We start from the raw sequence: 24,572 nt of genomic DNA, 5'->3' as shown, positions 1-24,572 counted from the left end.
CTCCTCCGTTTGCAAACTCGTTACCGGGGTCAGGCACGCACGTTACTACAGCCCTCAGAGAGTCCGGAGCGAACTCCGAAGAGCTGTTATGAGACAAAAGACCCACTTTGTACGGTCAACCCCCACAACACGCCACATCACGAACGCCCCCAACACACAGGAGCCCTCAACACGCCCTACCAACGGGTACGCCGCCCACCGGGCCACGGTTCAGATCCCCGGCAGCAGATCCCCGCCGTCCGCGTCCGAATCCGCAGCCTGCTGCCGCGCCCGGCACAACTCCCACAACCAGGTGTCCGCCCACTCCCCCGGACACGAGGACGTCTCCGTCCGCACCGGCGCAGGCGTCACCGGCTCCTCAACCACCACCCGCTCGGACCCGGGCTCCGGCCCACCCTCAGACCCAGACGTGGCGACAGCCGGAACCGGCCGAACCGGCTCAGGCGCCTCCCGAACCGGCACCGGCACCACGCCCTCGTACACACGATCCGGATGCGCCGGAGCAGGCAAGCGCACCGGCTCCAGCACCACCATCCCGCCCCCGCGCTCGACCCCGGCCGCCCGTACGTCCCGCTCGAGGCCCTTCATCTCCCCCGCCAGCAACCCACCGGCAAGGATCCCCGGCGCCAGCAACGCCCCGAACAACACAACGGGCCGCCGGCGGGCGCGCGCGCATCTCCTCCTGGTCACAGGCAGACGCTATCCACGCTTGCCGAGGCACAATCCGATCACTTGCCATGCCTTTACCGCAGCTCAGGACGCCCATAACCAACCCGACCAAACTCACCCCGGCTCCATGTCACACGCAGCGCCAGACTTTCGCTAGGCTTACCAGGGTCCGCCTCCGTAGCTCAGGGGATAGAGCACCGCTCTCCTAAAGCGGGTGCCGCAGGTTCGAATCCTGCCGGGGGCACGCATCTCAACCAGGCTTTTCGGCCTCTGACCTGCAGCTTCTCAGCCGCAGGTCTTTTGCTTGTCAGGCCCCCGGTACGCCGCTGGAGGCACCCATATGCAGCCGTAGGACAGAGTTCTGGGGACATATGGGGGATGATCTTGATGACGTTTCCCGAGGTCAGCGCAGGTGGTGACGACGACGGCGGCGCTCGTCTCTAAGATCGGGATCGTGCAGCGCCTTGCCCTCTTTGACCTCGACCGGACGCTTATCGACCTCGACGCCGCGTTCCTCCGGTGGGCCGAGGAGTTCATCAGTGAACACCACCTCGATCCTGAGGCTTTTGCCTGGCTCGCCCGCCCCGAACACGATACGCGCCCACATCGAGAAGCCTTCTTCAGTAGGGTGCGCGAGCACTTCGGGCTGGCAGAAAGTGTCGAGCAGCTATGGGCCGGCTACCGCCGACGCATGCCCCACCTCGTGCAGTGCTACCCGGGCGTCCTGCCGGGATTAGCCGATCTACGCGCCGCCGGATGGCGCGTGGGCATCGTCACCAACGGCATGGCCGACAACCAACTCGGCAAGCTCCAGCAGACCGGCCTGGCGAACGCAGTCGACGGCTACGCCGTGTCAGGGGTCGAGGGCATCCGGAAACCCGAGAGCGGACTCTTCGAGATCGCCGCCCAGCGATGCGGGTCCAGCCTCGCTGAAGGCGGCTGGATGGTCGGCGACAACATCGTCGCCGACATCCAAGGAGCACAGTCAGCCGGCCTGCGTACGATCTGGATCAATCGGGGAACGTGGCCAGGGCACGAGCACCATGCCGATCACGTGGTTTCCGACGCGGCAGAGGCCATCGCCCTCATGCGCACTCACAATCACCGAGATTACTGATGAGCTCGTTCCGGACGCCCGCAGAAGTGGTGGTGCAACTTAGTTCCAGGTTGGCGCGGACGTGTATCCGGTCGTGGTTTGATCCATCCTCGGCTGTGGATGCGGTACGGGCGCTCTGCTCGACCGCGTCGTTGAGCTGCGTAATGAAGGCACCGGCGAGCGCGACGCTCAAGAGCAGGCCCATTACCTTTCCGGTGTCGATAAGTGCGGCACGCAACCACCGTTTCTCCTCGTCTGGGCTCTTCCAGACTCCGAAACGGATGGCTTCCCAAGCGAGCACGAAGGCGGCCGCTGCAGCGTACTGATAACCCGCCCCCCAGTTGCCCCCAGCAATGACCGAGGCTGCAACCAAGGCCAGGCCGACGGCGAACGAGACTAGCGTGAGCCGAGTGGCGCGCACGACCCGCGGCATGCGGTCAGCCACACCACTCGGACCTTGCTCCGCTGGTGTCCGCTTTGCGATGAGATCTCTTGGGCGCATCGTACGGAACCGTCTTAGGCCGTCCCGCCAACTTGTCAGAAGCTCGCGCCGCCGCCTGCACACCAACCGAGGGCGTTTGGCGATGCCCTTGTAGAAGAGGAAGGTCTCACGGTTGGAGAGGAGAGAAACGAAGCCCACCCCTCTAATGTCAGCCCGATCCACGAAGTTACCATTCCTTGCTTTTGCCTGCCAGCGAGGAATGTCAAGGATCACATGCCCGTCCGACATCCTACGGCCCGGCTTCTTGTGATGCCTACAATATTTCCATTCACCTGCGACCGGAGTTCTACACGGCTTATCGGCGCGCGATTGCTGGGTATGGTAGTACTTGCAAGCCACTGGCCATACCCTGCCCCTCAACACCCAGAGCGTCACCCGAAGCACGACCACGAAAGGCAAGAAGAGGAGCGCTAAGATAAGTGGCCAAGGTATCGGACTGACCGAATCTAGCCATTTGGCGAAGATAGTGAAGAGCTGCCCCATGAGATCCAGAAAGTCGCCCACCACATAATGAAGCCATCAAATTTTCACCACTTGAAGGAGAGTGTGATGTAGATGACTGGCTAGTGTTTACTGGACGACGTTGCCATGATCCTTACTAAGGGCAATCTCCATCTAGGTGTGTGACGCATGCGGACCCTGGATGCTCACAGACCGTACCTGCATCGCGTCTAACATTCCGCCTGGCGGCATGCGGTTATGCAGTATCGACCCACCGCAGCGGCGGCAGTCGTACGTGCGAGTAGGGGCTGGTGAGGCAGGCGGCGAGCTCTACACCGTGTCAGCAAGCCTCGCCCAGTGTCGAGTTCTCTAGTTCCATGAACGTATTCAGTGCCCGAAAAGCATACGAGGTGTACGTGGGAGTAGAGGTTAGGTAGTGTCCAGGGCGTGCGCCCAAGTACTCGCCGACTGCCTGTTGTCGCCGCGTTGCTCGTCTCGCTCGTAGTCGCAACGGGTTGCACCCAGGACCCTGGAAAGCCCACCTTGGACGAAGCCGCCAAGCAGCTCGTCTCCGATGGCGACAAACTGCTTGCCTCACCATCCTTATCCGCTACCGGATCGGCGACCGCGACCGAAAAGGCGGACAAGGACAACGAAGCGGGGTGTTTGCAAGGCCAGGTACAACGATTCTTCAGAGCACAGGGCGATCTCACCGGGCCACCCAACAAGCACTCGCCAGGCACAGCCGCCGGCTTGCTTCGTGGACTGCTGGTGTCCGAGGGCTACGAGGTGATCGTTGACGATCTGGACCTCAAGGACGAGAACCTGGGAGTGACCGTACTGCGCAACCCAGAGACGGAAGTTACCTTCATGGTGACCGTACGCAACAGTCAGCAGCCGAACATTTTGATCGTCGGAAAGACCAGTTGCTACGAGCGCAGCACCTGATCCGACGCATTCACCCAGGCAGTTGAGCTGCCTCATTGCGCAGGAGCTGTGCCTGGTTGCGAAGTCGCTGGGCCGTGGACCTGCAATTCTCTATCAGACCGCCGACCTCGCGCCGTAACTGCGCCGCTTGCGTGGCGAAACGGTCAGCCGCCGGCCCCTTCCAAAACGCGTGAGCGTCCTGAGGCCTCGCCAGCGTGCCGGCAAACACCCGGTCCAGTTCTTCGGCGTACCGCGTGAGCGTTGTTGCGAGCGCCTCCTTGTCGGTCGCCTGCCGGTACAGCTGACCCTGACTGGGGATGGTCATGCTCACCCTCCTCGTTGCTCCAGCGCCTTCTTCAATGCGTTGGAAAGCCGTCCGCGGAAGGACATCCGCACCTCTTCACGCTGCTCCCTCGTCAGTGGCTTCTCACCGTGCGCGTCAAGCGACTCATTCACCCAGTCACCCAGCCGATTGGCCATTTGGTCCGCAACACCACCCGCTGTGCCAGGAGTCTGCTTGTCGAGGTAATCGGTGATCATGCCTTTCAAACCGTCCTTGGCTTCGTCCAGCCCGGCATCCCGCGCGGTGGCGACGGTGGCGTCCTGGATGGGCCAGTACTTGTTGGACAGCCAGGAGATGGGCAGCAGCGCGACGGTGGCAAGCCAGTCCGCGTACTCGTCGTCGCTCCACTCCGCGTAGGTCGAGCCGCTCAACATCAGGTTCGCCGCCCCGCCCGCGAGGGACGCGCGATTGGTGTACTCGGCCTGGACGGCTTCATCACCGAACGGCCGGAACCGGCCGATGTCCAAGCTCTGCGCGTAATCGTGCGACGCCTTCATCAGCGCCTGCGCCGCGTCCTTGTCCTGCATCAGGCCACCCATGAACCGGGAGGCCTCGTCCGGGTGGACGCTGTCCCACAGCGACGATGTCGGGTGCACTGCGGTCAGATCCGGCGAGTCGCGTTTGACTTGGCCGCGGGCAAGCTGATCGAGGTACGGGCCCACGTTCTTGGCCAAGGTCTCGCTGATCGGCGAATCATGGAACGTCCCCCACCCGCCGCCGATCCACGGGCTGTCCTTCGCCCCCATCCCCCGGATGATGTTGACCCACGCCTGCTCCCGCACGCTGTCCACCCCGGCGCCCAGCTTCAACGCCTTGTCCAGCACCCCAGCCACTTTCCCCTCGAACCCGGAGATGCCGCTCATCCGTACGCGCTGCGGGTGCAGCAACCAGCCCGCAACCTCTTTGTTCTGGGCCAGTAGCGTCTGCAACGCCTGCGGATCGGCGTCGTAGGCCTCCACCAGCACGTTCAGGTTCCAGTTCTCGCTGGTCGGGAGATCGGCGGTGAGCGGACGGCCCAGCACCTTCAGGGCCACCTGGTTCAGCAGCTTGGTCGACGGTTTCGACATCGCGACGATCGCCGTCAGCACCCCGGGCTGCGTGGCCTTCATGAACGGGCCCTGCCACTCCTCGCCCAGCCTGCCGGCGCGTTCGGCGTTGGCGTAAGCCTCAGCCAGCGGCCCGAGCGTCTCGCGGCCTTCCTTGATCGCGTTGGGCGACAGCCCTTTGTCCATGGCCGGGCCGCGGTTCTTCATCCAGTGCATGAACAGCGCGCGGAATTTCTCCGGCCCGAGGGCGGAAAGAACGGCGGCGGCGTAGGCGGGGTCGTTCAGCTTGCCTTTCATCGCCGCCGTGGCCGCTGTCACCTTGCGCCAGCTCTCCACCGAGTTCTCGATTTCGTGCTTTCTGAGCGCCTCGGCGATGGGTGCTGCGTCTGCTTTCCCCTGCCGAGCGGCCTCGTTCTCGCTGCCGAACGTGAAGATCACGCTCATCAGGCCGTTGCCCGAGGTGGGGACCATCTGTTTGAGCGTGTCCATCCGCCACTTGAGGTCACGCTGCGTCTCGTCGAAGAACGCCCAGGACCGGTGCATGGGAGTCACTCCCTGCTGGCCGGTCCACGCCTCATCTGCTTCGGCGATGGCCGTCTCAAGCCCATGCCGCGTGCTTGCCAGGACGTTCTTGCCGGTAGCCATCTGCTGGATCAGCTGATCCGCCCCGCGGGGGTCGATCCCGACGAACTCCCCCATGGACCCCTCCCAGAGGGTGCGCCTACAAGGGAGGAGTCAAGCACAACAGCCAATCCCGGTAAATGCCTCCACACTTCCCTATAAGCAACCGGAATTACACCCATCACGGCATCAATCAGCGGATTGCAGGGCGGACGTCGCAGCAAGGTAGCTGCGCGGCACTATCAGTAGAGGGAGTGACAGACCCGGTTGCGGATACGGAAGTCGGGACGGGAAGGCGGGAACAGTTCGTCGCACTTCGCAGCGATCAGCGGGGCCCAGCGATTTCTGCCTGTTGCTCGTGGTTTCTTGTCTCGGGTGTTTCTCGGACGGTCAGCAGGGATCGCGGTCTTCGTGGGCCGGGCCTGTGGAGCGTTCCGATAGCTCTGCCGTGGCACCGCCAAGAGTACCGATCGACGTTGCGGCCTTGCCGGTTTCGCCTTCTTCTTCGATGTGCTGGGCGTTGTCGAGGGCAGTGCCCGGGGCGTGGGTGTCGGCGACGAGGTGACCGAGACCGAGGGCCCGGTGACGCTCGGACCGGGGGTCGGCAGTGAAGCGGCGCTCGTTCGTGAAGAGGCGGTGTCTGTGCCCCACCCTGTCAACCAGATGCCGAAGCCCACGCAGGCCACAAGACCAGCGACAAGCGCCGGCCGGACCAGCCGGTCCCGATCTCCCAGAAGCGATCGCTGCGGTGGGGTGGGGTTCGAGTACTTTCGCCAGCGCAAGGAGTCGGACGCGGCGATGAGTCGGGGGCGCTGCCGGAGTGGCAAACCGTACGGCGGGCGCCGCTGCGGACGGGACTCTTCAGTCGAAGGGGTGGGATGGTCTTGATCTTCGTTCATGATCCTCCCTACTCACTGCCCTATCTGTCAGCGTCCCGCAGAGCGGCTATGTCCAGCGGGAACGACTCGGTAAAGGCAGCGGTGCAGACAACCGGCCCGGACGACCGGGCCGGAGATGGACGGTTGTGGGCTACATGTCCAGGGCGTTGTTGATCTTGCCGTTGATCTGCTCCTGCTGGCCGTCCATGCACTTCGCGTAGACACGCAGCAGGACGTCAACGCTGTGCCCGGCCCGCTTGGCGACCTCCGGAGCCGGGACGCCCGCGTTCAACCAGAGCGACACGGCCGCGTGGCGCAGGTCGTACGGCCGGGCGGCCAGCGACGAGGCGACCTGCGCCGGGGTGAGAGCAAGCTTGCGGGCTTCCTGCCAGACGTAGGAGTGCGCCGAACTGGAGTAGGTGCCGCCGGTTCTTGTACTGAAGATCCTGCCGTCCTTGGCCGTGCCGAACTCGGCGATGTGCTCGCGGAGCATGGCGACCAGGGCAGGTGGGATCGGGATCTCTCGTGTCTCCTTGTCGGCGCGGTGCTTCAGGCTGCGCGACTCGTGGGTCTGCCCGGAGTTGGTCCAGCGCTTCGTTGCCTGAGGTCGCGCCCGCTCCAGGACGATCAGGCCCCAGCCCGTCTCAGGCAGCGCGCAGTTCCTCAGCCGCAGGTCCGCCGCCTCCTCCGGCCGCAGCGCCGCGTAGTAGATGCAGCCGAACAGCGCCTTGAGCCGGGGACCGCGGTTGCGCCCCACCTTGGGCACGGCGTCGAGGAGTTGCCGCGCCTGGGCCGGGTTGACAACCGTGCGCGGATCGATGACCGTGACCGCCCTCGGCGCCGTCCATTTGATCTCGTCCAGCGGGTTGCTGGCGAACGCCTTCTGCTCCACCGCGTGCTCCAGGAGGTGATGGAGCACGGCACGCTTACGCCGTACTGTGTTCGCCCCCGCCGGAGCACCGGCGAAGGTGACCGAGATGGCGTCGAGCGCCGTACGCAGAACGTGCGGCTCCTTCAGCGCGGACAGCGGAACGGATGCCCGCTCCAACCAGCCCAGAGCCGCGGTTTGAGCCGCCGTCAGGCTGGGCCGCCTCTTCTCCGGGATGAGTGCGTAGACGCGCAGGACCTCTCTCAGTTCTTCGGGTGCAGGATGGCGCGGCGCGTCGGTCACCAGAGCCGGGACCAGCGACAGAAGCGCGTAGGCGTCCGTCTCCCGGGTGCGGGCCGCCGAGGCGTTCCAGCGACGCAGGACGTACGCCTGAGCGAACTCGAAGAACGTCGGCCCGGAGGACCGCGCGAGCGTCGACACCGGCAGGCCGGTGGCGACGTCGAACTCCTCTCCCGCCTTCGCCGCCTGCCGCAGGTCGGACAGGAAGGCGTTGGCCAGGCCCTTCGTACGGAAGCTTCTGGACCTGGGCTTGCCCGCGACGCGCCAGCGGGCGATGAACGTGGGGGTCTCGCGGTCCGTTCGGTGCTGGATTTCGCCGAGCTTGACGTCGTACGTGGTGTTCATGCCGCCTCCCGTCGCGAGTCCAGCCAGGTGATGAGGTCGCTCCGCCAGACGCGGAGTTCGAGGTTGGGCAGCTGCACGCAGACCGGCGCACGGCCGAGCTCGCGCCAGCGGTAGAAGGTGCGGCGGGAGACCCCGCCCAGTTCGGCGAGGACTTGAGGAACGGTCAGCAGCTCGTCACTCCTGCTCATAGGCGATCACCGCCACTGCTCGGAAGGCGGGTGCCGGTGAGAGCCGCCGCGAGGACCTGTTCGCCGATGGAGAGGCCCTGACCGGCGTACTCCCAGCGGGCGACAACGAGCACGGTGTCCTCGTCGAAGAGCGGTAGCCGTCCCGTGGTGATCTCCTCGGCGCGCATGTGTTCCTCACGCGCGGCTCGGAGCTCCCCGAGTGTGGTCGAGTAGCGGCGACTCTTGGTGGAGAAGTGGCCGCGGAAGCCGAGCATGTGAGCCCAGTGGACGAGCCTGAGGTCGGCCAGTTCGGGGTGAGTGCCCAGGTTCATGCAGGCGGCGATCAGCCGGCGGGCGTGCTCGCGGACGGGCAAGGCGTCGAGGTTGTCGAGAGGCTGGATCCGCCGATCCAGCGTGCCGACGCATTCGGCGGCCTTGGTGGCGTATTTGGCGATGTAGGCGGCGACGGCCTGTTCTGTGAGATCGCCGTCCATGGTGATGCGGCGGACGTCGAGTTGGGTGCCCCAGCGGAAGCTGCGGCTCAGCGGCTTGACCTCCGCCGTGACGACCGCCGCCGCATGCTGGGCAGCCAACGTCAGAGCGTCGGCGGTCGCCCAGGCAGGTGGCGGCGAGGACGGGCCGTCAGGACCGTCGAGGCGGATGACGGCGTGGAAGTGGACGACGCCGCGGCGCTGGTACTCGGCGACCTTGGCGAAGGAGATCGTCGCCTGCTCGCGCAGCGCCTTGACCGTCAGCCCGTTGAGCCGCGCGAAGCGACGGCGCAGGGCCAGCGTGAAGCGTCGCCACAGCTCAGGGCTGATGGCGTTGAACAGCACCGAGCCCTCGTAGTCGTAGCAGTCCGGGCACAGCGGCTCGCCGAGCCGCTGATCGTCGGCGCCGTGCCGGTCGGTGCAGGACATGACCCGCCCGTGTGGACAGGTCTCAGCGTCGCGGCGAGCATGGCACGGCGAAACCTTGCCGTTCCTCTCCCGCCGCGTGTGGACCGCTCCAAACGAGGGCGCGGTGAGAGTCACGAAGAGGCATGGGTGAGCGCTGACCGTTTCCGGCACGCCCTTGCCGCCGACCAGCCCGGCCCGGACGAGTTGGTACGTGTCGGCCCGGTAGACCTCGGCGCAGGCCGGGCAGCGGGAGACCCGCCGGGTTTTGCACGGCACGCGAAGGACGCCGTTCGGTTCGGTTCGGGTGGTGTAGCGGTGCAGGAGTCGACCGGTGGCGCGGTCGTAGTGGTCGACCTTGCCGTGCAGGTGGATGGGCTGGCGGCAGCCGCCGGTGCGCTTGATCTGGCAGGCCCAGCGGTCGTAGTCGGGCTGGTTGAGCCGGTGGATCATCCCGGCCACAGCGTGAGAGTGGGCAAGGTGGGGCAAGATGGGTTCCGTCCTATCCAGTGACGCTGGTGTGGATGGCCCCCGGCCTGGCGCGGATCTTGGCGGATGTGTGGCCAGGCGGGGGGCGCTACGGCTATGCGCCGTGGTTGTCGATGCCGGTGCCGTGGCAGTCGGCGCAGGTCTGGTCGTCGGTGAGTCCGGTGCCGTTGCAGGTGCAGCAGCGGTAGTGCGCGAGCGTGGCGTCCATGGCGGTCACCGGTTGTCGCGCGGAGCGACGCGGACGTAGACGCGGTACTTACGCGGGTGGGTCCGGTCGGGGAATGCCGTGGACATCGCGGTGACGGTGAAGACCTCACGCAGGTGGGTCAGGCCGAGCGCGATCTCAGCGCGGTTTCCTTCGAGGCGGATACGCATGTTGTCGTTCTCCTTAGGCGTTGGGCTCGATGCAGCCCCGGTAGCTGCTCTCGGCGTCATAGAGGGCACGTGCTGCGGCGGGGATCGCCACGGCGCGGTATTCGACGGGTCCGAAGTGGATAGAGGTGGCGTAGTGGTCGTACGGGGAGTTCCCGGCATCGACGCGGGAGCCGAGGATGGCGGCGATCCGGTCGATCTCGGCGCGTAGGTCCTCGTCTGAGGCTCGCTCCGGAATGTGACGAAGGGTGAGGCCGGACGAGGTCGGCACGTCTGGGTGGGTCTCCAGAAAGATGGCCAGGTTGAGCAGGCCGTCGATGAGAGCTCTGCGGTGATCTCGCATGGCGGGTCCTTTCATGAGGCGTCTGCTGTGGCCAGCAGGGTGCGGAGCAGGTCTGAGGCGAGTTGGTCGGACACGCCCAGCCGGGACCGGAGAAGGTCGCGGGTGATGGGCTTGCCGTGCTTGGTGTGGTGTTCGGCGGCGACGCGGCGGGCGTAGTGAACGAGTTGTGGGTCGGGCGAGGGTCCGTCGTTCTGGCTGTCCTCGTCGGCCGGGACGAGCGCGGGACGGTCCGCGGGCGGGACGGCTTGCGTTCCCTCCGGGACGGGCGGGGACGCCGTCGCCCAGGTCGAGGACGTCCGCGGGACGTCCGGGGACGGTTCGGTACGGCTTACGGTGGCGCGGCGTTCGAGCATGGAGATCGCGACGAGGAAGGCGCCGGCGGGTGTGGCTGCGGTGATCCAGCCCCAGACGGTCGGGGCGGCCTGTTGCAGGTTCGCGGCCAGCGACAGGACAATGCCGCCGGTCAGGACGAGGACCGGCCAGGAGACCGGGCCGCGCCGTACTTTTCCGGTCTTCCTGTCACGCTGGCGTTCGCGAGCGGCCATGACGCAGGTCAGGTCGATACAGATGGCGACGGCCCAGGCCATCCAGCCCTGCTGACCGTTCTCGGTGGCGGTGTCGCGGATGTGGGTGAAGGAACCGGCACCTGCGATGGCGGCCAGGACGAGCACGGGCCCGGTGTCGAGCAGCCAGGCGGCGAAGCGGCGCATCTCGTTCCTCCTCTCGGTCCGTCAGGCGGTCTGCGAGTCGGGCGTCTGGTGAGGGTGGACCGCCATGACCTCGTCCCAGGACGGCGCGAGGCCGGCGTAGAGGCGGGCGGCATGTTCGGCGGCCTGCTCGCTGACATAGAAGGAGCGGGCCCGGTACCACTGACCGTCCTGCGAGGCGACGATGGCGACGCCGGGAGTCTCGGCGGCGATGGCGCGAGCGGAATCGAGCGCGGCGGGGTCGAGGTCACCGAGCGTCATGGTCGCGGTCTCGGGATCGTTGACCCGGTGGCAGATCCGGCCGGAGCACTGGGAACGGAGGGCTGTCACGCCGGGCCCGAGGTCGGAGCCGATGCGCTGACCGCAGCAGAACAGGTAGATGCCGAACGCCCGCCCGAGCTGCGCCACCCGTAGCAGCGCGGTCGAGGTCTTGGCGACCTCCTCCTTCTCCGACTTGTCGGCCATCAGATACAGCTCGGCCAGTTCGTCCACCAGGACCACGACCGGCACCGGACGCACCCCAGGCGGAAGCTGCCAGATGTTGCGCGCCGAGGCCATCCGGCACACGCCCATGCGATCGGTCATCAGCGCCACCAGGTCGTCGAGCAAGCCACCGCATTCAGCCCTGCTCGTGGCCAGCGCGGACAGCCGCGAGGCGTACGGCGTGAACTCCACCCCGCCCTTGAGGTCGAAGCCGACCATCGCCACGGGCTGTGGTGCCAGGCCGACGATGAGCGCGTTGGCCAGGTTGGACTTGCCGGACTGCGTGGCTCCGGCGTTGATCCAGTGCGGGACGGTCTTGAAGTCGACGACCCAGGGCCCGCCTGTCTCCAGGCGTCCCACGGTGACCTTGAGGAGCTCGGTGGAGGGCGGGAGTTCGTCGACCTTGACGAGCGGGTCCCGCATGGTGGCGGCCAGTCGTACCCGTCCCGGCTTGTCGGACGAGACACGCACGGCGTGTACGCCCCAGGAGTGCGCCAGCCGTTCGGCGACGTCGGCGTAGTCGGCCGGGATCTGCCCCTCCAGCGTGTGGAGGGTGACGCGCCAGCCGTGGCGGGTCGGCATGGGCAGCCACATGAACGGTGCGGTGTCCACGGCGATGCGCTGGAAGCGGCGCCTGACCCGGACGACGCCGGTAGAGGCCACCATGCCCGGGACGGTGGTGAACCAGAAGCGCTGCCGCTTCTTGGTCAGACCGCAGCCGAGGGCGACCTTGCGCCAGGAGGCACGCACGCTGATCGCGGTCAGCGGGAAGCCGATGGTGAGCCAGAAGGAGCGGTAGTGCCAGCGGCGCCGGGCCCAGAGCCCGGCCGCGACAGCGGCCAGGGCTCCGAGCATCGTGAGGTATTGGTCAGACACTCGCGGCCTCCTGCTGTGGGAGCAGGGCGGTGGCGCGGTAGCTGATGCCCCACTTGCCGGCGATCTCCCAGACGTAGCCGAGGAGACCGACCGCGTTGACGGCGTCTCCTGCGGTGATGGGCGGCTCTCCGCTGATGCCGATCTTGACGAGCTCGATCCGGCCGAACTCGTCCTCGACGGAGACGGTGACCTCGTAGACGGTGTTGCCGTTCTTGTCGGTCTTGATCTCGCCGGTGTCGCGGTTGAGCACCCGAGGGCGCGGGGCCTTGACGCAGGTGATGGTGAGCTTGCTGGTGTCCACAGGGATGGGGACGGTGCGCATGGTGTGGTTCCTTCGTTCGTGTTCGGACTCTTGGAATACATAGAACGCTTAGAATTCTAAGTTGTCAAGGGCTTCCACGAAGACTTGGTTGGCATGTCGCGTCGGCTGTGCTGAACTGGAGGGGGCACGCAACCTCGCGAAAGGCATCGGATGGTCGAGAAGACCGGTCGCCCCGGCTACCTCCAGATAGCCGACGACCTTCGCACGCAGATCAGGACGGGCTCACTCGCGCCCGGTGCTGCGCTGCCATCGACCGCCCAGCTCTGCCAGCGCTACGACGTGTCCGCCAGCGTGGTCAAAGCAGCAATCAGCGTGCTTCGCACCGAGGGTCTGATCGTCGGCCAGCAAGGCAAGGGCGTGTTCGTACGCGAGGACACCGCGACGCCGGCCGAAGGGCCGGCCTCGTCTGAGGTCATGGAGCAGCTCGCTCAGATGAGGAGCACTCTGGCGGCTCTCGGCGACCGGATCGCGGATCTCGAGAAGGCCGTGTTCCAAGGGCCGAAGCGATCTCGCTGACCCGGCAGGCCAACTCCTCCATTTCAGACCGAATGGCCTGAAGCTCGTCGATTATTCGCTGGTTTGCGGTCACTCCGGCACCCCTTTTCTGGTCGGTCGTTATCCCGGCGGGGATGCCGTTAGTTCATCGCGTATCGGCGCTGGTGAGTATCACGGAGCGTTAGCTAAGCTTCTTCATTGCTGCCTGCACGGCGGTTACACATGCGCTTACACATGCGCGCTCCTCAAAGCGCGCAAAAAGGATGCGATGAAGACAATTCACCGCCCCGGATGGCAACCTCTGATCCTGCGGCAGCACCGCGAAGCACACGGGCTCACCCTCGAAGCCGCAGGTGACCAGCTCCGCCAGGTCGCCAGCCGGCACGGTCTGACCGCGCCAGCCGCCAACTTCCAGACACTCTGGGCACACGAACAGGGATCGGTATATCCCGGACCTCACTACCGAAGAGCGTACTGTCTCCTATATCAGGCAAATGAACCTACTCTGGGTTTCCGCCTGCCGCTCCCCGGTGAAATAACCGAAGTGGAAAATTCCATCTCGGATTTGCCTCAACCCACCGACCCCGCCACCGACAACGCCGCCGCGCAGGTCATCGAACAAACGCTGCTCAAAGTCTCTGGCGCCCCGTCCAACGCCGAGCAGAACGCACTCCTCAACCGCGTCGTGGACGCCTGGCGACGACGCCACGGACAGGGCAGCCCCAAGCCCATCCTCACGCTCGTCGGCGGCTACGCCGGATCGGGAAAGACCGAGTTCTCCCGCTTCCTGTCCGACATCACCGGCTGGGCCTTCCTGGACAAGGACTCACTGACCCGCGCCATGGTCGAACGCCTACTCGTCTCCCTCGGCGGCGACCCTCACGACCGGCACACCGAGCTGTACCTGAGCGAGGTCCGCCCGCTGGAGTACCGGTGCCTGATGGAAACCGCGTTCGACAACCTCAAGGTCGGCACCTCGGCGATCCTGTCCGCCCCGTTCATCGCCGAGCTGGCCGATCCTGACTGGGTGTGCCGCCTGACCAACCGGTGCGCGGCCAGGGGCATCGACGTGGCGGTGGTGTGGGTGCGCTGCGATCCCGAATCCATGCGCGAGTACATCGAGTTCCGGGGAGCTCCCCGCGACGTCTGGAAGCTCGACAACTGGCAGACGTACGTCAGCGGCCTCAACACCGAGACCAGCCCGACCACCGCGCACATCACCGTGGACAACCGGCTCGGCGCCGCGATCAGCCTCGCCGACCAGACCCGCGAGACGCTCAAACGGATCCTCGCATGATGGGCATCGTGCTGTACGGCCCGCCCGCCAGCGGTAAGACCTCCATCACCGTGGCCCTCGGCGAAGTCGACCCGAGGTTCACGCTGGTGCGCAAGCTCAAGGCCGGGAACCGGCGCGGCACCGAGTACGAGTTCGTCAGCCCTCAACAACTCGCGCGGTATCGAGCCGCCGGCCGGTTGCTGGTCGAATCTCACCGCTACGGCAACACCTACGCCATCGACCGCCACCACATCGACCAGCTCACCGCGGCCGGGCAGGTGCCGATCGTCCATCTGGGCAACATCGCCGACATCCGCCGCCTGGTCCAGCACGCGTCTTGGCTCGTCGTACTCCTCTGGATCCCGCGTCAGGTCTGCGAACAACGCTCGCGCCAACGCGGCGACAGCGACACAAAGCAGCGCCTCCAGGCATGGGACGAGACACTGGCCGACCTGCACGCCAACGATGACGGCCTGTTCCGGTGCCGTTTCCGCACAGACGAGGCCACGCCACACGAGATCGCCAAGCAAACCGCCGACGCCTTCTACACGCAGCACGGGCACCACGTCGTCACTGCGCCTGACCACTGAGAATCTGCAGCCACAGCACCTGCGCAGCGCGGGCGGGCATCCACGCACTCTCAAGGACCGTTGCGGGGTTCCTGATCGGATGGTGCCGGACGAACCACAACCCGCCGGCCGTGCAGAACTCGAACATCGGATACGTGCACCCGCACGTGTGATCGCGGATCCGCAGCCGGTCCGCCCGCTTCAGGCTCGGGGTCCACTCCACGCGTACGGACCCCACTTGTGGAGGCGCCACGTGAGGACCGTGATAGTCGAAGTGCGGAGGCGGGCCGACACTCACGATCTCACCGCCATCCGCGTCTGGTCCCGGAGCAGCGACACGAAGGTCTCGGCATCGTTGGCACTTACGGTCTGCCGCAGACCCTTGTCGATGTCGGCATTCCGGAGGTGGACACCACGCCGGGTCGCGTAGAACACGCCCGCATCACTACAAAACAGCGACCAGGCCGGGAACGCCGCACGGAGAACGTCGAGGTCATAGCTGGGCATCGCCATGACGTCACTGTAACCAGCCCTGTACAAGCCTGTCCATGCCATGCCAAGACATGGGTCGAAACGAGCTGTATGTGCAGGTCTTTCTATGGTTAGAGAGTGATTGAGTTCGAGCCCGATCGCTTCAGGTGGGAGCAGATCGCCGACATCCTCCGGCAGCGCATCAGCGATGGCACCTACCGGCCCAAGCACCTACTGTCCGAGGTGCAGCTCATGCAGGAGTTCGGCGTCGCCCGGGGCACCCTCCGCAAGGCTATGCAGCGGCTACGCGATGAGAAGCTCATCTACACGATCCCCAACCTGGGCAGCTTCGTCGGCCAACCCGCCGAGCCCAAGGTCCCTGGCGACAAGCCCTCTAGCGACCAGCCCTGACAGGCAAGTCAGCCGGCAGGGGGCGGCGAGTCCAGATACCTCAGGCCGCCCATCCGCGTGACCGTCGGACCCCCACCGCGAAGGCAAGGCCCCGACATTGGCTGAGCGCCACAGCCATGACGTCAAGCATCAACCGGACTACAGTCACGACCATCGAGTCCATATAATCGCAGCTCAGAGGCATGACCGATCGATGATCGATCGACCGGGTGAGAACTTTCTTTACGTCTTCAAGGCGTGCGCCGCCGGCGGCGGCCCACGCACGTGCTGGGCTCCTCCTGGCCGCGCTGCGGCTCTCCGGCCGGTCGCGGCCAGGGACGCCCTGCACGCTTAAAGAACACCTGCGACCATCCCGCACGCTTGCCTAGACCGTCCAGGCCGCACCAGGCGCGCACAGGTAACACATACGCCTCCAGCAAGATAACCCATATTGACGCCAACAAGTTGTATGGTCTGGTCCATGAAAGGTGAACCAGGATGCACCGGGCAGCTCGGACGCACTTCTCCCGCAATACGTCGCGCCCTTCTGCCCGGAGCCAGCTAGGGACCTCCATACCAGGACTGCAGTGAGCCGCGAACCAGTCGGCAGCATTCCGAAAAGCTGTACCAAACTACGCATGCAGGCATGACAGGGTGCATAATGACCGAGAACAGTAGGCGGCTCCACATATCACAAGCTCTCAAGCAGTATTGGGATAGCCAAGGGCCAAAAGAGACCTACCGTGTCCCCCTCCGAGGCCACATGACTCTCGAGGTCATCGACGTCCCTCTCTCCATTCCCGTACTCAACGCGGACAGCTTCCGGATTGCGCCTCAGCTCGACGAGCATCCCCAGCGAGAACTGGTGCGTTCTGACCCATACTCTCCAGCTGCCCAGCAGCTCGTAAGTGACCTGGTTAAGAGCGTGCACAGACATTCCCAGGATCTCAAGGAAAACCTTGGCGAGGAGGGCCAGAGCCAGCCAGGCGTCATAACTCGCACAGGTAAGTTGATCAATGCTAACACCCGATGCGTACTCCTTCGCGAGCTTGCCCGTGAGGGCAGAACAAAAGTAACAACTCTACGTGTAGCCGTTCTCCCTGCCGATGTAACCGATCAAGAGGTTCTGGAACTTGAGATGCTGCTTCAGCAGCAGGTAGAACTCAAGGATGAGTATCGCCTCGTAAATCAGCTCACGATGATCAAGAAATTTCATGACGCCGGTGTGAGCGACGACGCGATTGCAAGGAAGCTCAGAATACGAAGTGCTAGAAGCATGAGCGCCGGAGCCCGTGTGCGCGAACTCCGGGAAGTCCTTTTCCTAATGGAAAGAACGAGACGACTCACAGAGCCAAGACTGTCTATTACTACCTTTGCTTCAGACCGCGACAAGGAACAGAACTGGCGAGAGCTGTTGCGGGAAGTGAAGCGCCTCGATAGCACCCAAGGTCGCGAAGCAGCAGATGCACACATTCTTGGCTGGCTCATCGCATATCTCACGGGGATCGATTCCGTTCACAAGCTCCGCCTTGCCAACGGTGACTGGGTCGAACGTGGCGTCATCGACCAGCTCGGACAACACCACCAGGCGCTACATGACGCCATCGCCGGCAAGCAACAAGGAGAGGCAACACCTTCAAGCCGTCCCGACAAGGTCGATCAAATCCCCGGTCTCGACCTGCTGGGTTCTCTCGAAGAGACATTGCCGGCTGAATCAGTCGTGCCTCAAGTGCAAACCCTCGCCAACATTGTGGCACAAGCCCATCAGGCAGGAACCAATCACCATGTTACCTTGCCCAACGGAACATCAGTATCTGCACCGGAAGTCCTTGAAAAGGTCGGCAATACTGTCAATAAGGCGATAGCGGCAGAGAAGCGACGCAATAGGGCGGGCACAAGACTGACACGACCCCAGGGCTATCTGGACAGTGCACGCTCATCTCTCAACGACGCCATTAAAGCAATATATGAAGCAAGGCCGGACCCGGCATTCCACGCCCACCAAAGAGCAACCCTCAACGCCATGCTGACTGAGATCGAGGATCTGGCCGATCAAGCCCGTACCGCGCTTGAACAGGAATTGATTGACACAGAAGAGGGCTAGGGACTCAGCAAATGACATACCCAGAATTTGCGCCTGCCATTAGAGTAAGCGCCGATGACAATAATCCCTGCATTCGTATCGAGCAAAATGGCATTGACAGCGATGCTTGGGATGAGATCGCATTAGCTATAGGCAATGAACTACCGGCGCCCGGCCTCCCGTTGCTTATACTCACGGAAGTACTAATAAGAAATCGCAAGACACTACAAAGCATTCTGGCACGATATACGATCGGCTTACGTCCTGACGCTAGGGTTCGCGATCTGCTTATACGTTCCATCGAAGATGACCGTGCCATTCGCGCGTCCTTGAATCTGTCACAAGTCACAAATAGTCCACCAATCACCGATGATTCTGATCATAACAATACGAGCCCGAAACTAACACGAGATCTCCGCCCTTTCCAACTGCGTGACCTCAACCGCCTTACACAACTTCGGCACGGGGCCAATTTCTCGGTTCCTGGCGCGGGCAAGACAACCGTAACCTACGCTCTGCATGATCAGGAGCGTCGGCGTGGCCGGGTTAATCGGTTGCTCGTAGTCGCCCCCCTTTCGGCCTTCGATGCATGGGAAGAGGAGGCCCATTCGATCTTCGAACCGCATCTGACCATCGCTCGTTGGAGAGGCGGCGCGGCCCCAGACGCAGATGTGGTACTCATCAACTATCAGAAACTCACTGGAGCCGTTAACCCGCTTTCGGCATGGATGTCCCGACGTTCCGTCCACTTGGTCGTCGACGAAGCCCACCGGGCCAAGCGTGGCGCAACAGGACAGTGGGGCCGCGCCCTTCTCGCGCTCGCGCCCCTTGCCGCACGCCGTGACATTCTCACTGGGACACCAGCACCAAACCACCCAAAAGATCTGGCAGCCCTTTTTCAAATCTTGTGGCCCAATGGCGAGAGAGCAATTGAGCTCCCACGACGGGCGTTACTTACGGACCCACCCGCTGAAGCTATCGCAGCGGTTAATGATGTGATCCGACCACTCTATGTGCGGACCACTAAAGAAGAGCTCGGCCTGCCCGATGTCTCTTTTAAGGTCGAGCCAGTTGCCCTTCGTCCTATACAGCAGGGCATTTATGATGCGATGCTCGATCTGTACTCAGGCAAGTTCTCGCTGGACCGGCGTGACGGTGCAATGTTCGCTCAGATGGGCGAAGTCACTATGTATCTCCTCCAAGGCGCATCTAGTCCACGCCTTTTGTCGAATACTGCTGACCCTGCCCGGGCTTACCGGTATCCTTCGCTGGCTATTCCTCCCGGCAGTAGGCTCGCCAAGCTTCTTGAGGATTATCCTGACCACGAAATTCCGGCCAAGTTTCAACGGGCGATTCAGATAATTTCCCAAAACGCGGAAGCTGGCAAGAAGACCCTAGTCTGGTCTAACTTTCCGCACAACCTGATTCATCTTGAGATGCATGTCGGAAGACTACAGCCAGCATTGGTTTATGGATCAATACCGAGCGCTGAAGATGCACCAGATGGTGTGCGTACCCGTGAACGAGAAATACGGCGCTTCAGGTATGACCCAGACTGCATGGTTCTATTGGCAAATCCACAGGCGATGTCTGAAGGCGTCAGCTTGCATTACGTTTGCCATGATGCCATATATATAGACCGCACCTTCAATGCGGGCCAATATCTCCAATCTCTAGATCGCATCCACCGTCTCGGACTGGAGGATGGCATCACAACAAACATTACAATTCTAGTGTCGGCAGGAACAATCGACGTCAGTGTAGACAATCGCGTGGCGGAAAAGACCCGACGGCTTGCTCGGATGCTGGAAGATCCCGCCCTGGTGCAAATGGCACTACCGGATGATGAAGAATACGGCGAGCCTCTTGAGGATCTAGGCGACATTGAAGCCATACTCGCACATCTCGGCAGCGCCCCCACATCATCTGCCAATGGCTAAGCAGAGGTTTACCCGTCATAAAATCCGTGCTGCTCTCGTAGTCGCTAACCTTATCGACCAAAACGGAACAGTTCTCGACGATGCACGACGTGCTTATACTGATGCTATCACTCAAGGTATTTACTCAATAGACGATCTACAGAGCGGGGAATGCCTACTCGTCAAGACTGGCCTGCTCAAGCGCGAGAGAGACATGCTTGTTCCTACAGCAGCTCTGATAGTCCTCAACGCTGTTAACGAACAAGTAGCCTCGCTGATCCTCGTTTCGCTCCTAGAATCGACGCCAGATTATTATGCTGATCCAGCGCCCTTTGATGCGTTCAGCGCCAACTCGCCATTCGATCTGCAGTCTCAACATTTACTGGGAGAAAAGGGTGAGTTGCTCGTAGTCAACGAATGCATTCAGGAGTTGGTGAGTCTTGGCCGAGAAGACCTCGCGCCGAGAGTCCAGCGTGTCAGTCTTATCTCGCCATCACTCGGCTTCGATGTAGTAGCTCCATCCAGGCATGGCAACGCTAGGCTACTTGAGGTAAAGACACAATCTGGGCCAGCCACATCATCCTTCCGGCTCTTTCTTACGAGAAATGAGTTTGAGGTAGGAAGGAGGAACAGTAGCTGGGCATTGATGGCATGTGTTACGCCAGAAGGCCCTGACGGTAGCGCTCAAGTCCTTGGATGGTGCCGAGCTGCCGCATTATTACCGTACTTGCCAGCCGATGCAGCTGGACGTTGGACTGAGGCGCTCGTGCATCTACCTACCTCTAACCTAAACGCAGGTCTGCCTAGATTCCTTTAAGCGCAAAGGCTAGAAAGTGAGAGCTTGCTGCTCAACAACCTGAGCCTGCTCAATAGTGGGGTGGGCTTCGATCCGAAGCACGGACATGGGCATGCGGATACTAAGGAGGGCCCGCGGCTCCAATTTTAGGAGGCGATCTCCATGCCGACGCGCGACGGCCTTCAGTGCCGACTGTCCTTGCACGCCCCTTAACCATTCGGCGAGCCGGCGTCTATTTTCGAGACTATCAAACGCCTCTTCCAGATACAATCCGTACAGCGTGTTAGTCGGCGTAACCCCGAAGGTATTGATAATGACCCTGAAAACGCTCTTGCTCATAGGACTTATCATTATGTGGGGAGTAGGAATACGCTCAAGCTCATACCAAACAGGTCGCCGCGTACGACACAGATATGCATTCTGAATGCCTTCGCTCTCTGCCTGGATTAGTAGCTCGTTGATAACCGCTTGATCCCTGTCCTTTTTGGTAAGGTTTAGAATCCAGCAACGCTCGCCTTTCTTGCGCATCTCATTGTGCAATTCCTCAGTAAGATCGTCCTCTTCTACCTCACGAAGCCGGGCTAGTGCAGGACGATAGGTCTCTGGCGGTAGGTCCTGTACTTCTTTGTCCGTCCGCAAGAAGAACGTATTACTGCCGGTAGCGACGCCCCTCCTGACCTTCAGGATATCGCCCAACAAAATTGAATCTTGAGAACCTTCGCCCACCACCTCTGGCACCTCAAGCCCGCTGGGCATAAAGGTCCTGGGCACTGACCCCTCACGAGCCCTCGATACGAGGAGAGATCCCTCAAATCCGCTCTCACCAGTTCGCTTCACCTCAAATAGGGAAAGCGGAGACGGGTTAGCGGCTTGTGGCCCTACAAAAAGGACCATAGCCGAGACCTGGGCTGTCGGGAATACCTCTTCGTCGTCAGGGAAAAGGTGTATCTCAGTAGGCCTTGTTGAATCCAACCACAAATATCGGCGGACGGAACGCGCGTAATCTGCCTCGAGCCAATTTATTGGGAGAAGTAGGCAAAGGCTATCCTCCGCCCTGAGCGCGCGAAGTGAAGCTGTCAAAAAATAAGTGGACAACCCCGCTCTTCCGGCCGGAGCAAGCACCCCCGACGCTTTTGCAGCTGCGCGCTTCTCATCCATGCTGAGTAGTTGGTGCCTTGTATAAGGAGGATTGCCGTAGATCAATCGGCGCCCTCCTATCTCCTTCCATTCCTTCATGAGCCAACTGAGGAAGTCTTGACGCCACAGCGTCAGTCTCTCTGTTAGACCTGCGCCAGCCAAAGCTGGAGAAGCCGCCAGAAGTCCCAGGGTTACAAGGTTGATGTCAACTGCATGAACGTTTGCCTCAGGCCATAGCTTCAGTGCGGATGCGCTAAAAGCGCCGACTCCAGCTCCCGGGTCCGCAATAGCAGCCGGCTTTTCTTCATGTCTTTTCACGATGTCCTCTATGTAGGACATCGCGTCTTTCGGCGTGAAGAATGTTCCCAGGCGTCGACGTTGCGCCCCTGCCACGAGACGTTCATATACTTTACCTAGAACGTCTTCACCGGCTAGGCTTTGCTCCATAACCAAGTCTATTATGGAGCTCTTCACATCTGGTGACGTGCGAATCCAGCTCATTACATCGGCTGGCCAGGTTTCTGTCCGTATGTTGGTCTCAGCGGCGAGGGCTTTCGCAACGCCCCCCAAAGCCCTGAGAAGCTTTCGCTCATTTTCCTTGGCCCCGAGTACGGCCTCTTCCGGCAACGGCTCCAAGATAGAAGAATGTTCTTCACACCAAGTGACTGTCTGTGCAACTGCATCGTCGAACTTGGACTTGGTTGGCCTCTGAGGCTTCTGCGGCGGCAAGGGGAGCCTTATCTTGAGAGCCTGCACCAAACACGGTGAGGCCAAACGTGCGCGGATCGTCATTATAACATGTGTTACACGGCATTAGGGACTCTACCGGGCGCAAGTAGGAGGGCAACTCAATCACGAGTTGAGACCTGGATCACACAAATAATGAGTTCCGCTGTGGCCCAGAATATATTTTTGGAGCTCGATCAGCACTTTGAGGCAATAGTTCTTGGTAAACATGTCATTCATTCGGTACGACGTAACCCTCCCTCACAAGGGTCATTCGCCGGGAAGTCTCGGTTTGGCTGAGATTGCAACCTTTACCGCCTTTTCGGTTACCCATAGCGTATGTACAATCATTGCTCCTCCGTAAAATACTGCATCGAAGCAAAGGATAGCCAGCAGGCGATTCTGTGCCGTTTCATAGTCTACAAGCAGAGCGAGAAGGGAGAAGAGAGTTGTACAGGCCACCCAGCGCATGCTTCTGGTATAGGATCCAAATAGGTGAGGCCAATGCTTGGTCTGACGCAATATCTCAAAACGTGGTGAGCTCACGTAGGTAATCGCTATCGTAATTGCTGCGATTATAAATCCGAGCAGTGTGCCATGTAAACCCAAGATTGCCGCATACAATTCCTTGCGGCGCCCTGCCAGCATTTCCTGCATAAAGCTATCGAAGACCGGAAAGAACGACAGCTTGTATGTGGCAGTGGACGCAATGATAAATCCTAGAAGCTCTTTAAGGAACAGCGGAACTCGCCCTCGTCGCACTGTCTTTGCCTTTCAGGAGATGAGCTCAGCCCTCAGAGGACAGACTAGCCGACGAAGCCGACAAAAGATCTTCATAAATGTCGCGGTAGGCCTCCACGATCGTCCGGTACGCATCCCTACTATCGAGAACCCTTGATCTTGCGGTCAATCGCAGTATTGATCTTTTACTGATCAAGTGATCCGCTAGGAGGTTTATTTCATCAACTTTCCCAGTAGCATCATCGACGATTGCAGCTCTTAGTTCTTCCGTTTGTTCATGCAGGTCTTCCCGACTTATGATCTTACGCAGGAATTCGGTCAGCTCTGGCTTGAGGTTTGTTCTTTTGTAAGGCTCGGGCTGCAACACTATGCCCACAGTCGCCGCGCCACTGCCCGTGGCTGCAGCTTCGAGGGCCTTTCCTAGGGATTCATTTGCCTCGGATATGGCGGCGATGTAGGACCGACGCACTCGCATCGTAAGTTTGCGAATAGACTTCCTTCCTTGCAGCTGACTGGCCACATTATGGCGAAGAAGCGCTTCCAACGTGAAGGGCGTTACAGATCCAGATAGGGCATACTGGACGTACGATGGCAGCCGTGTTGCCCGGGGCCCGTAGTAGTTGTGTTCTACACCTACGATGCCGCTTGAAAAGACGCATATATGCGACATCTCGCATATACCTTCATTGTCCTCGAGTGAAAGATTGCGCAGCCTGCCACCGAATTCAGATTGAGGTAACCCATTCTTTCGAATGGATCCCAGGCGTATCCTGGTGACTTCCGACACCTCATCTACCCATGCGCAAAGGGCGTTTCCGTCCACCTGTGTCATGTACCGGGCGCTGTCAGACTCAAATGACAGGTCCTCGATTGCTTTGAATGCGGCAGCTAGTTCCATGTCGACGTTTCTTGGAACTCCAGACTCATCAGCTCCCGCATCAATCCGGTAGAAATAGATATTGCGCTCGACGGTCGCAGGGCTGTGGCTTCGTGCGGTGGTCCGACGAGAGTGAGGGCTCATAGGTCTAGAATGCCACTAGAAGTGGTGTGCCGACACGCCTCAACCCATTTTGGTGCGAAATGTCCAAGTTGAGCATGGAAGCCATTCTCTGAGATGTCCGAATTGAGGCATAAGCAGCAAGTTTGGTCCTTGATAGTTATGAACATCCTACTTATCCTGTTGGTCAAGCCTGTCGCAGTCGTCGGCGGAACGCGTCTGGCCACGCCGGAGACCAGAGACTCGTTCTCGCCAGGGGAGCAATGGTGCGCTAGAGGTTA

The 24,572-nt window shown here is 61.8% G+C and carries 26 protein-coding genes and 1 tRNA gene; 10 read left to right on the top strand and 17 right to left on the bottom strand.

What is annotated here, in order from left to right; translation table 11 throughout:
• Nucleotides 1-210: 210 nt before the first annotated feature.
• Nucleotides 211-690 (bottom strand): hypothetical protein, encoded by a 480-nt coding sequence (locus tag ACTWPV_RS14895; protein WP_443152203.1) that lies wholly within the window; start codon nt 688-690, stop codon nt 211-213.
• Nucleotides 691-840: 150 nt separating this feature from the next.
• Here ACTWPV_RS14895 and ACTWPV_RS14890 point away from each other — a divergent pair.
• Nucleotides 841-913: transfer RNA gene (locus tag ACTWPV_RS14890), tRNA-Arg, on the top strand.
• 168 nt (nt 914-1,081) lie between these two features.
• Entirely contained in the window at nt 1,082-1,786 is a 705-nt protein-coding gene (locus ACTWPV_RS14885) for an HAD family hydrolase (protein ID WP_443152202.1), read from the top strand.
• Here the strand turns inward: ACTWPV_RS14885 and ACTWPV_RS14880 are convergent.
• Complete coding sequence (locus tag ACTWPV_RS14880; protein ID WP_443152201.1) at nt 1,755-2,210, bottom strand: hypothetical protein; 456 nt, start codon at nt 2,208-2,210, stop codon at nt 1,755-1,757. The genes ACTWPV_RS14885 and ACTWPV_RS14880 overlap by 32 nt on opposite strands.
• Nucleotides 2,211-3,251: 1,041 nt before the next feature.
• On the opposite strand from ACTWPV_RS14880, the gene ACTWPV_RS14875 reads away from it, so the two are divergent.
• Complete coding sequence (locus ACTWPV_RS14875) at nt 3,252-3,656, top strand: hypothetical protein (RefSeq protein ID WP_443152200.1); 405 nt, start codon at nt 3,252-3,254, stop codon at nt 3,654-3,656.
• A 10-nt stretch (nt 3,657-3,666) separates the two neighbouring features.
• Here the strand turns inward: ACTWPV_RS14875 and ACTWPV_RS14870 are convergent, their stop codons facing one another.
• The 10 genes from ACTWPV_RS14870 to ACTWPV_RS14825 all read right to left on the bottom strand — a co-directional run bounded on the left by ACTWPV_RS14870 (nt 3,667) and on the right by ACTWPV_RS14825 (nt 12,691).
• Nucleotides 3,667-3,960, bottom strand: a complete 294-nt coding sequence (locus ACTWPV_RS14870; protein ID WP_443152199.1) for a hypothetical protein — start codon at nt 3,958-3,960, stop codon at nt 3,667-3,669.
• Between the two features lie 2 nt (nt 3,961-3,962).
• Complete coding sequence (locus ACTWPV_RS14865) at nt 3,963-5,723, bottom strand: hypothetical protein (RefSeq protein ID WP_443152198.1); 1,761 nt, start codon at nt 5,721-5,723, stop codon at nt 3,963-3,965.
• A 951-nt stretch (nt 5,724-6,674) separates the two neighbouring features.
• Nucleotides 6,675-8,036, bottom strand: coding sequence for a tyrosine-type recombinase/integrase (locus ACTWPV_RS14860; RefSeq protein ID WP_443152197.1), 1,362 nt, complete (start codon nt 8,034-8,036; stop codon nt 6,675-6,677).
• Nucleotides 8,033-8,224 (bottom strand): helix-turn-helix transcriptional regulator, encoded by a 192-nt coding sequence (locus tag ACTWPV_RS14855; RefSeq protein WP_132634771.1) that lies wholly within the window; start codon nt 8,222-8,224, stop codon nt 8,033-8,035. The genes ACTWPV_RS14860 and ACTWPV_RS14855 overlap by 4 nt, the downstream gene beginning before the upstream one ends.
• Nucleotides 8,221-9,552: a replication initiator gene (locus tag ACTWPV_RS14850; RefSeq protein ID WP_443152449.1), complete on the bottom strand. Its 1,332-nt coding sequence runs from the start codon at nt 9,550-9,552 to the stop codon at nt 8,221-8,223. The genes ACTWPV_RS14855 and ACTWPV_RS14850 overlap by 4 nt, the downstream gene beginning before the upstream one ends.
• A 249-nt stretch (nt 9,553-9,801) precedes the next feature.
• Nucleotides 9,802-9,963: a hypothetical protein gene (locus ACTWPV_RS14845; protein WP_443152196.1), complete on the bottom strand. Its 162-nt coding sequence runs from the start codon at nt 9,961-9,963 to the stop codon at nt 9,802-9,804.
• 13 nt (nt 9,964-9,976) lie between these two features.
• Nucleotides 9,977-10,303 carry a hypothetical protein gene (locus ACTWPV_RS14840; protein WP_443152195.1) on the bottom strand — a complete coding sequence of 109 codons (327 nt, stop codon included), beginning with the start codon at nt 10,301-10,303 and terminating at the stop codon, nt 9,977-9,979.
• An 11-nt stretch (nt 10,304-10,314) separates the two neighbouring features.
• Nucleotides 10,315-11,013 carry a DUF2637 domain-containing protein gene (locus ACTWPV_RS14835; protein WP_443152194.1) on the bottom strand — a complete coding sequence of 233 codons (699 nt, stop codon included), beginning with the start codon at nt 11,011-11,013 and terminating at the stop codon, nt 10,315-10,317.
• A 21-nt stretch (nt 11,014-11,034) separates the two neighbouring features.
• Nucleotides 11,035-12,369, bottom strand: a complete 1,335-nt coding sequence (locus tag ACTWPV_RS14830) for an FtsK/SpoIIIE domain-containing protein (RefSeq protein WP_443152193.1) — start codon at nt 12,367-12,369, stop codon at nt 11,035-11,037.
• Nucleotides 12,362-12,691 (bottom strand): SCO3933 family regulatory protein, encoded by a 330-nt coding sequence (locus ACTWPV_RS14825; RefSeq protein WP_443152192.1) that lies wholly within the window; start codon nt 12,689-12,691, stop codon nt 12,362-12,364. The genes ACTWPV_RS14830 and ACTWPV_RS14825 overlap by 8 nt, the downstream gene beginning before the upstream one ends.
• 150 nt (nt 12,692-12,841) lie before the next feature.
• On the opposite strand from ACTWPV_RS14825, the gene ACTWPV_RS14820 reads away from it, so the two are divergent.
• The 3 genes from ACTWPV_RS14820 (at nt 12,842) to ACTWPV_RS14810 (ending at nt 15,052) form a co-directional block, all read left to right on the top strand.
• A complete protein-coding gene (locus tag ACTWPV_RS14820) occupies nt 12,842-13,207 on the top strand; it encodes a winged helix-turn-helix domain-containing protein (protein ID WP_443152191.1) in 366 nt (121 codons plus the stop codon).
• A gap of 544 nt (nt 13,208-13,751) precedes the next feature.
• The gene (locus ACTWPV_RS14815; protein WP_443152190.1) at nt 13,752-14,483 is read left to right on the top strand and encodes an AAA family ATPase; all 732 of its coding nucleotides are present in this window, start codon (nt 13,752-13,754) and stop codon (nt 14,481-14,483) included.
• A complete protein-coding gene (locus ACTWPV_RS14810) occupies nt 14,480-15,052 on the top strand; it encodes a guanylate kinase (RefSeq protein ID WP_443152189.1) in 573 nt (190 codons plus the stop codon). Before ACTWPV_RS14815 ends, ACTWPV_RS14810 begins: the two co-directional genes overlap by 4 nt.
• Here the strand turns inward: ACTWPV_RS14810 and ACTWPV_RS14805 are convergent.
• Together ACTWPV_RS14805 and ACTWPV_RS14800 are read right to left on the bottom strand one after the other, a co-directional pair.
• A complete protein-coding gene (locus ACTWPV_RS14805) occupies nt 15,033-15,284 on the bottom strand; it encodes a hypothetical protein (protein ID WP_443152188.1) in 252 nt (83 codons plus the stop codon). The two genes, ACTWPV_RS14810 and ACTWPV_RS14805, sit on opposite strands and share 20 nt — an antisense overlap.
• A 41-nt stretch (nt 15,285-15,325) precedes the next feature.
• The gene (locus ACTWPV_RS14800) at nt 15,326-15,544 is read right to left on the bottom strand and encodes a hypothetical protein (protein ID WP_138201842.1); all 219 of its coding nucleotides are present in this window, start codon (nt 15,542-15,544) and stop codon (nt 15,326-15,328) included.
• A gap of 96 nt (nt 15,545-15,640) precedes the next feature.
• Between ACTWPV_RS14800 and ACTWPV_RS14795 the strand changes: the two genes are divergently transcribed.
• The 4 genes from ACTWPV_RS14795 to ACTWPV_RS14780 all read left to right on the top strand — a co-directional run bounded on the left by ACTWPV_RS14795 (nt 15,641) and on the right by ACTWPV_RS14780 (nt 20,711).
• Nucleotides 15,641-15,913, top strand: coding sequence for a GntR family transcriptional regulator (locus ACTWPV_RS14795; protein ID WP_443152187.1), 273 nt, complete (start codon nt 15,641-15,643; stop codon nt 15,911-15,913).
• Nucleotides 15,914-16,655: 742 nt separating this feature from the next.
• Nucleotides 16,656-17,996, top strand: coding sequence for a hypothetical protein (locus tag ACTWPV_RS14790; RefSeq protein WP_443152186.1), 1,341 nt, complete (start codon nt 16,656-16,658; stop codon nt 17,994-17,996).
• Between the two features lie 11 nt (nt 17,997-18,007).
• Nucleotides 18,008-19,915, top strand: a complete 1,908-nt coding sequence (locus ACTWPV_RS14785; RefSeq protein ID WP_443152185.1) for a DEAD/DEAH box helicase — start codon at nt 18,008-18,010, stop codon at nt 19,913-19,915.
• Nucleotides 19,908-20,711, top strand: coding sequence for a protein NO VEIN domain-containing protein (locus tag ACTWPV_RS14780; RefSeq protein WP_443152184.1), 804 nt, complete (start codon nt 19,908-19,910; stop codon nt 20,709-20,711). Before ACTWPV_RS14785 ends, ACTWPV_RS14780 begins: the two co-directional genes overlap by 8 nt.
• 9 nt (nt 20,712-20,720) lie before the next feature.
• Here the strand turns inward: ACTWPV_RS14780 and ACTWPV_RS14775 are convergent, their stop codons facing one another.
• The 3 genes from ACTWPV_RS14775 to ACTWPV_RS14765 form a co-directional block, all read right to left on the bottom strand.
• Nucleotides 20,721-22,583 (bottom strand): Eco57I restriction-modification methylase domain-containing protein, encoded by a 1,863-nt coding sequence (locus ACTWPV_RS14775; RefSeq protein ID WP_443152183.1) that lies wholly within the window; start codon nt 22,581-22,583, stop codon nt 20,721-20,723.
• A 240-nt stretch (nt 22,584-22,823) separates the two neighbouring features.
• Nucleotides 22,824-23,210 (bottom strand): hypothetical protein, encoded by a 387-nt coding sequence (locus ACTWPV_RS14770; protein WP_443152182.1) that lies wholly within the window; start codon nt 23,208-23,210, stop codon nt 22,824-22,826.
• 130 nt (nt 23,211-23,340) lie between these two features.
• Complete coding sequence (locus tag ACTWPV_RS14765; RefSeq protein ID WP_443152181.1) at nt 23,341-24,192, bottom strand: hypothetical protein; 852 nt, start codon at nt 24,190-24,192, stop codon at nt 23,341-23,343.
• Nucleotides 24,193-24,572: the final 380 nt, after the last annotated feature.

This window comes from Nonomuraea sp. KM88, from assembly GCF_052245635.1.
Taxonomy (GTDB): Bacteria; Actinomycetota; Actinomycetes; order Streptosporangiales; family Streptosporangiaceae; genus Nonomuraea.
Note: the sequence above shows the minus strand (reverse complement) of the source record. Positions and strands in the feature narration are given on the sequence as shown.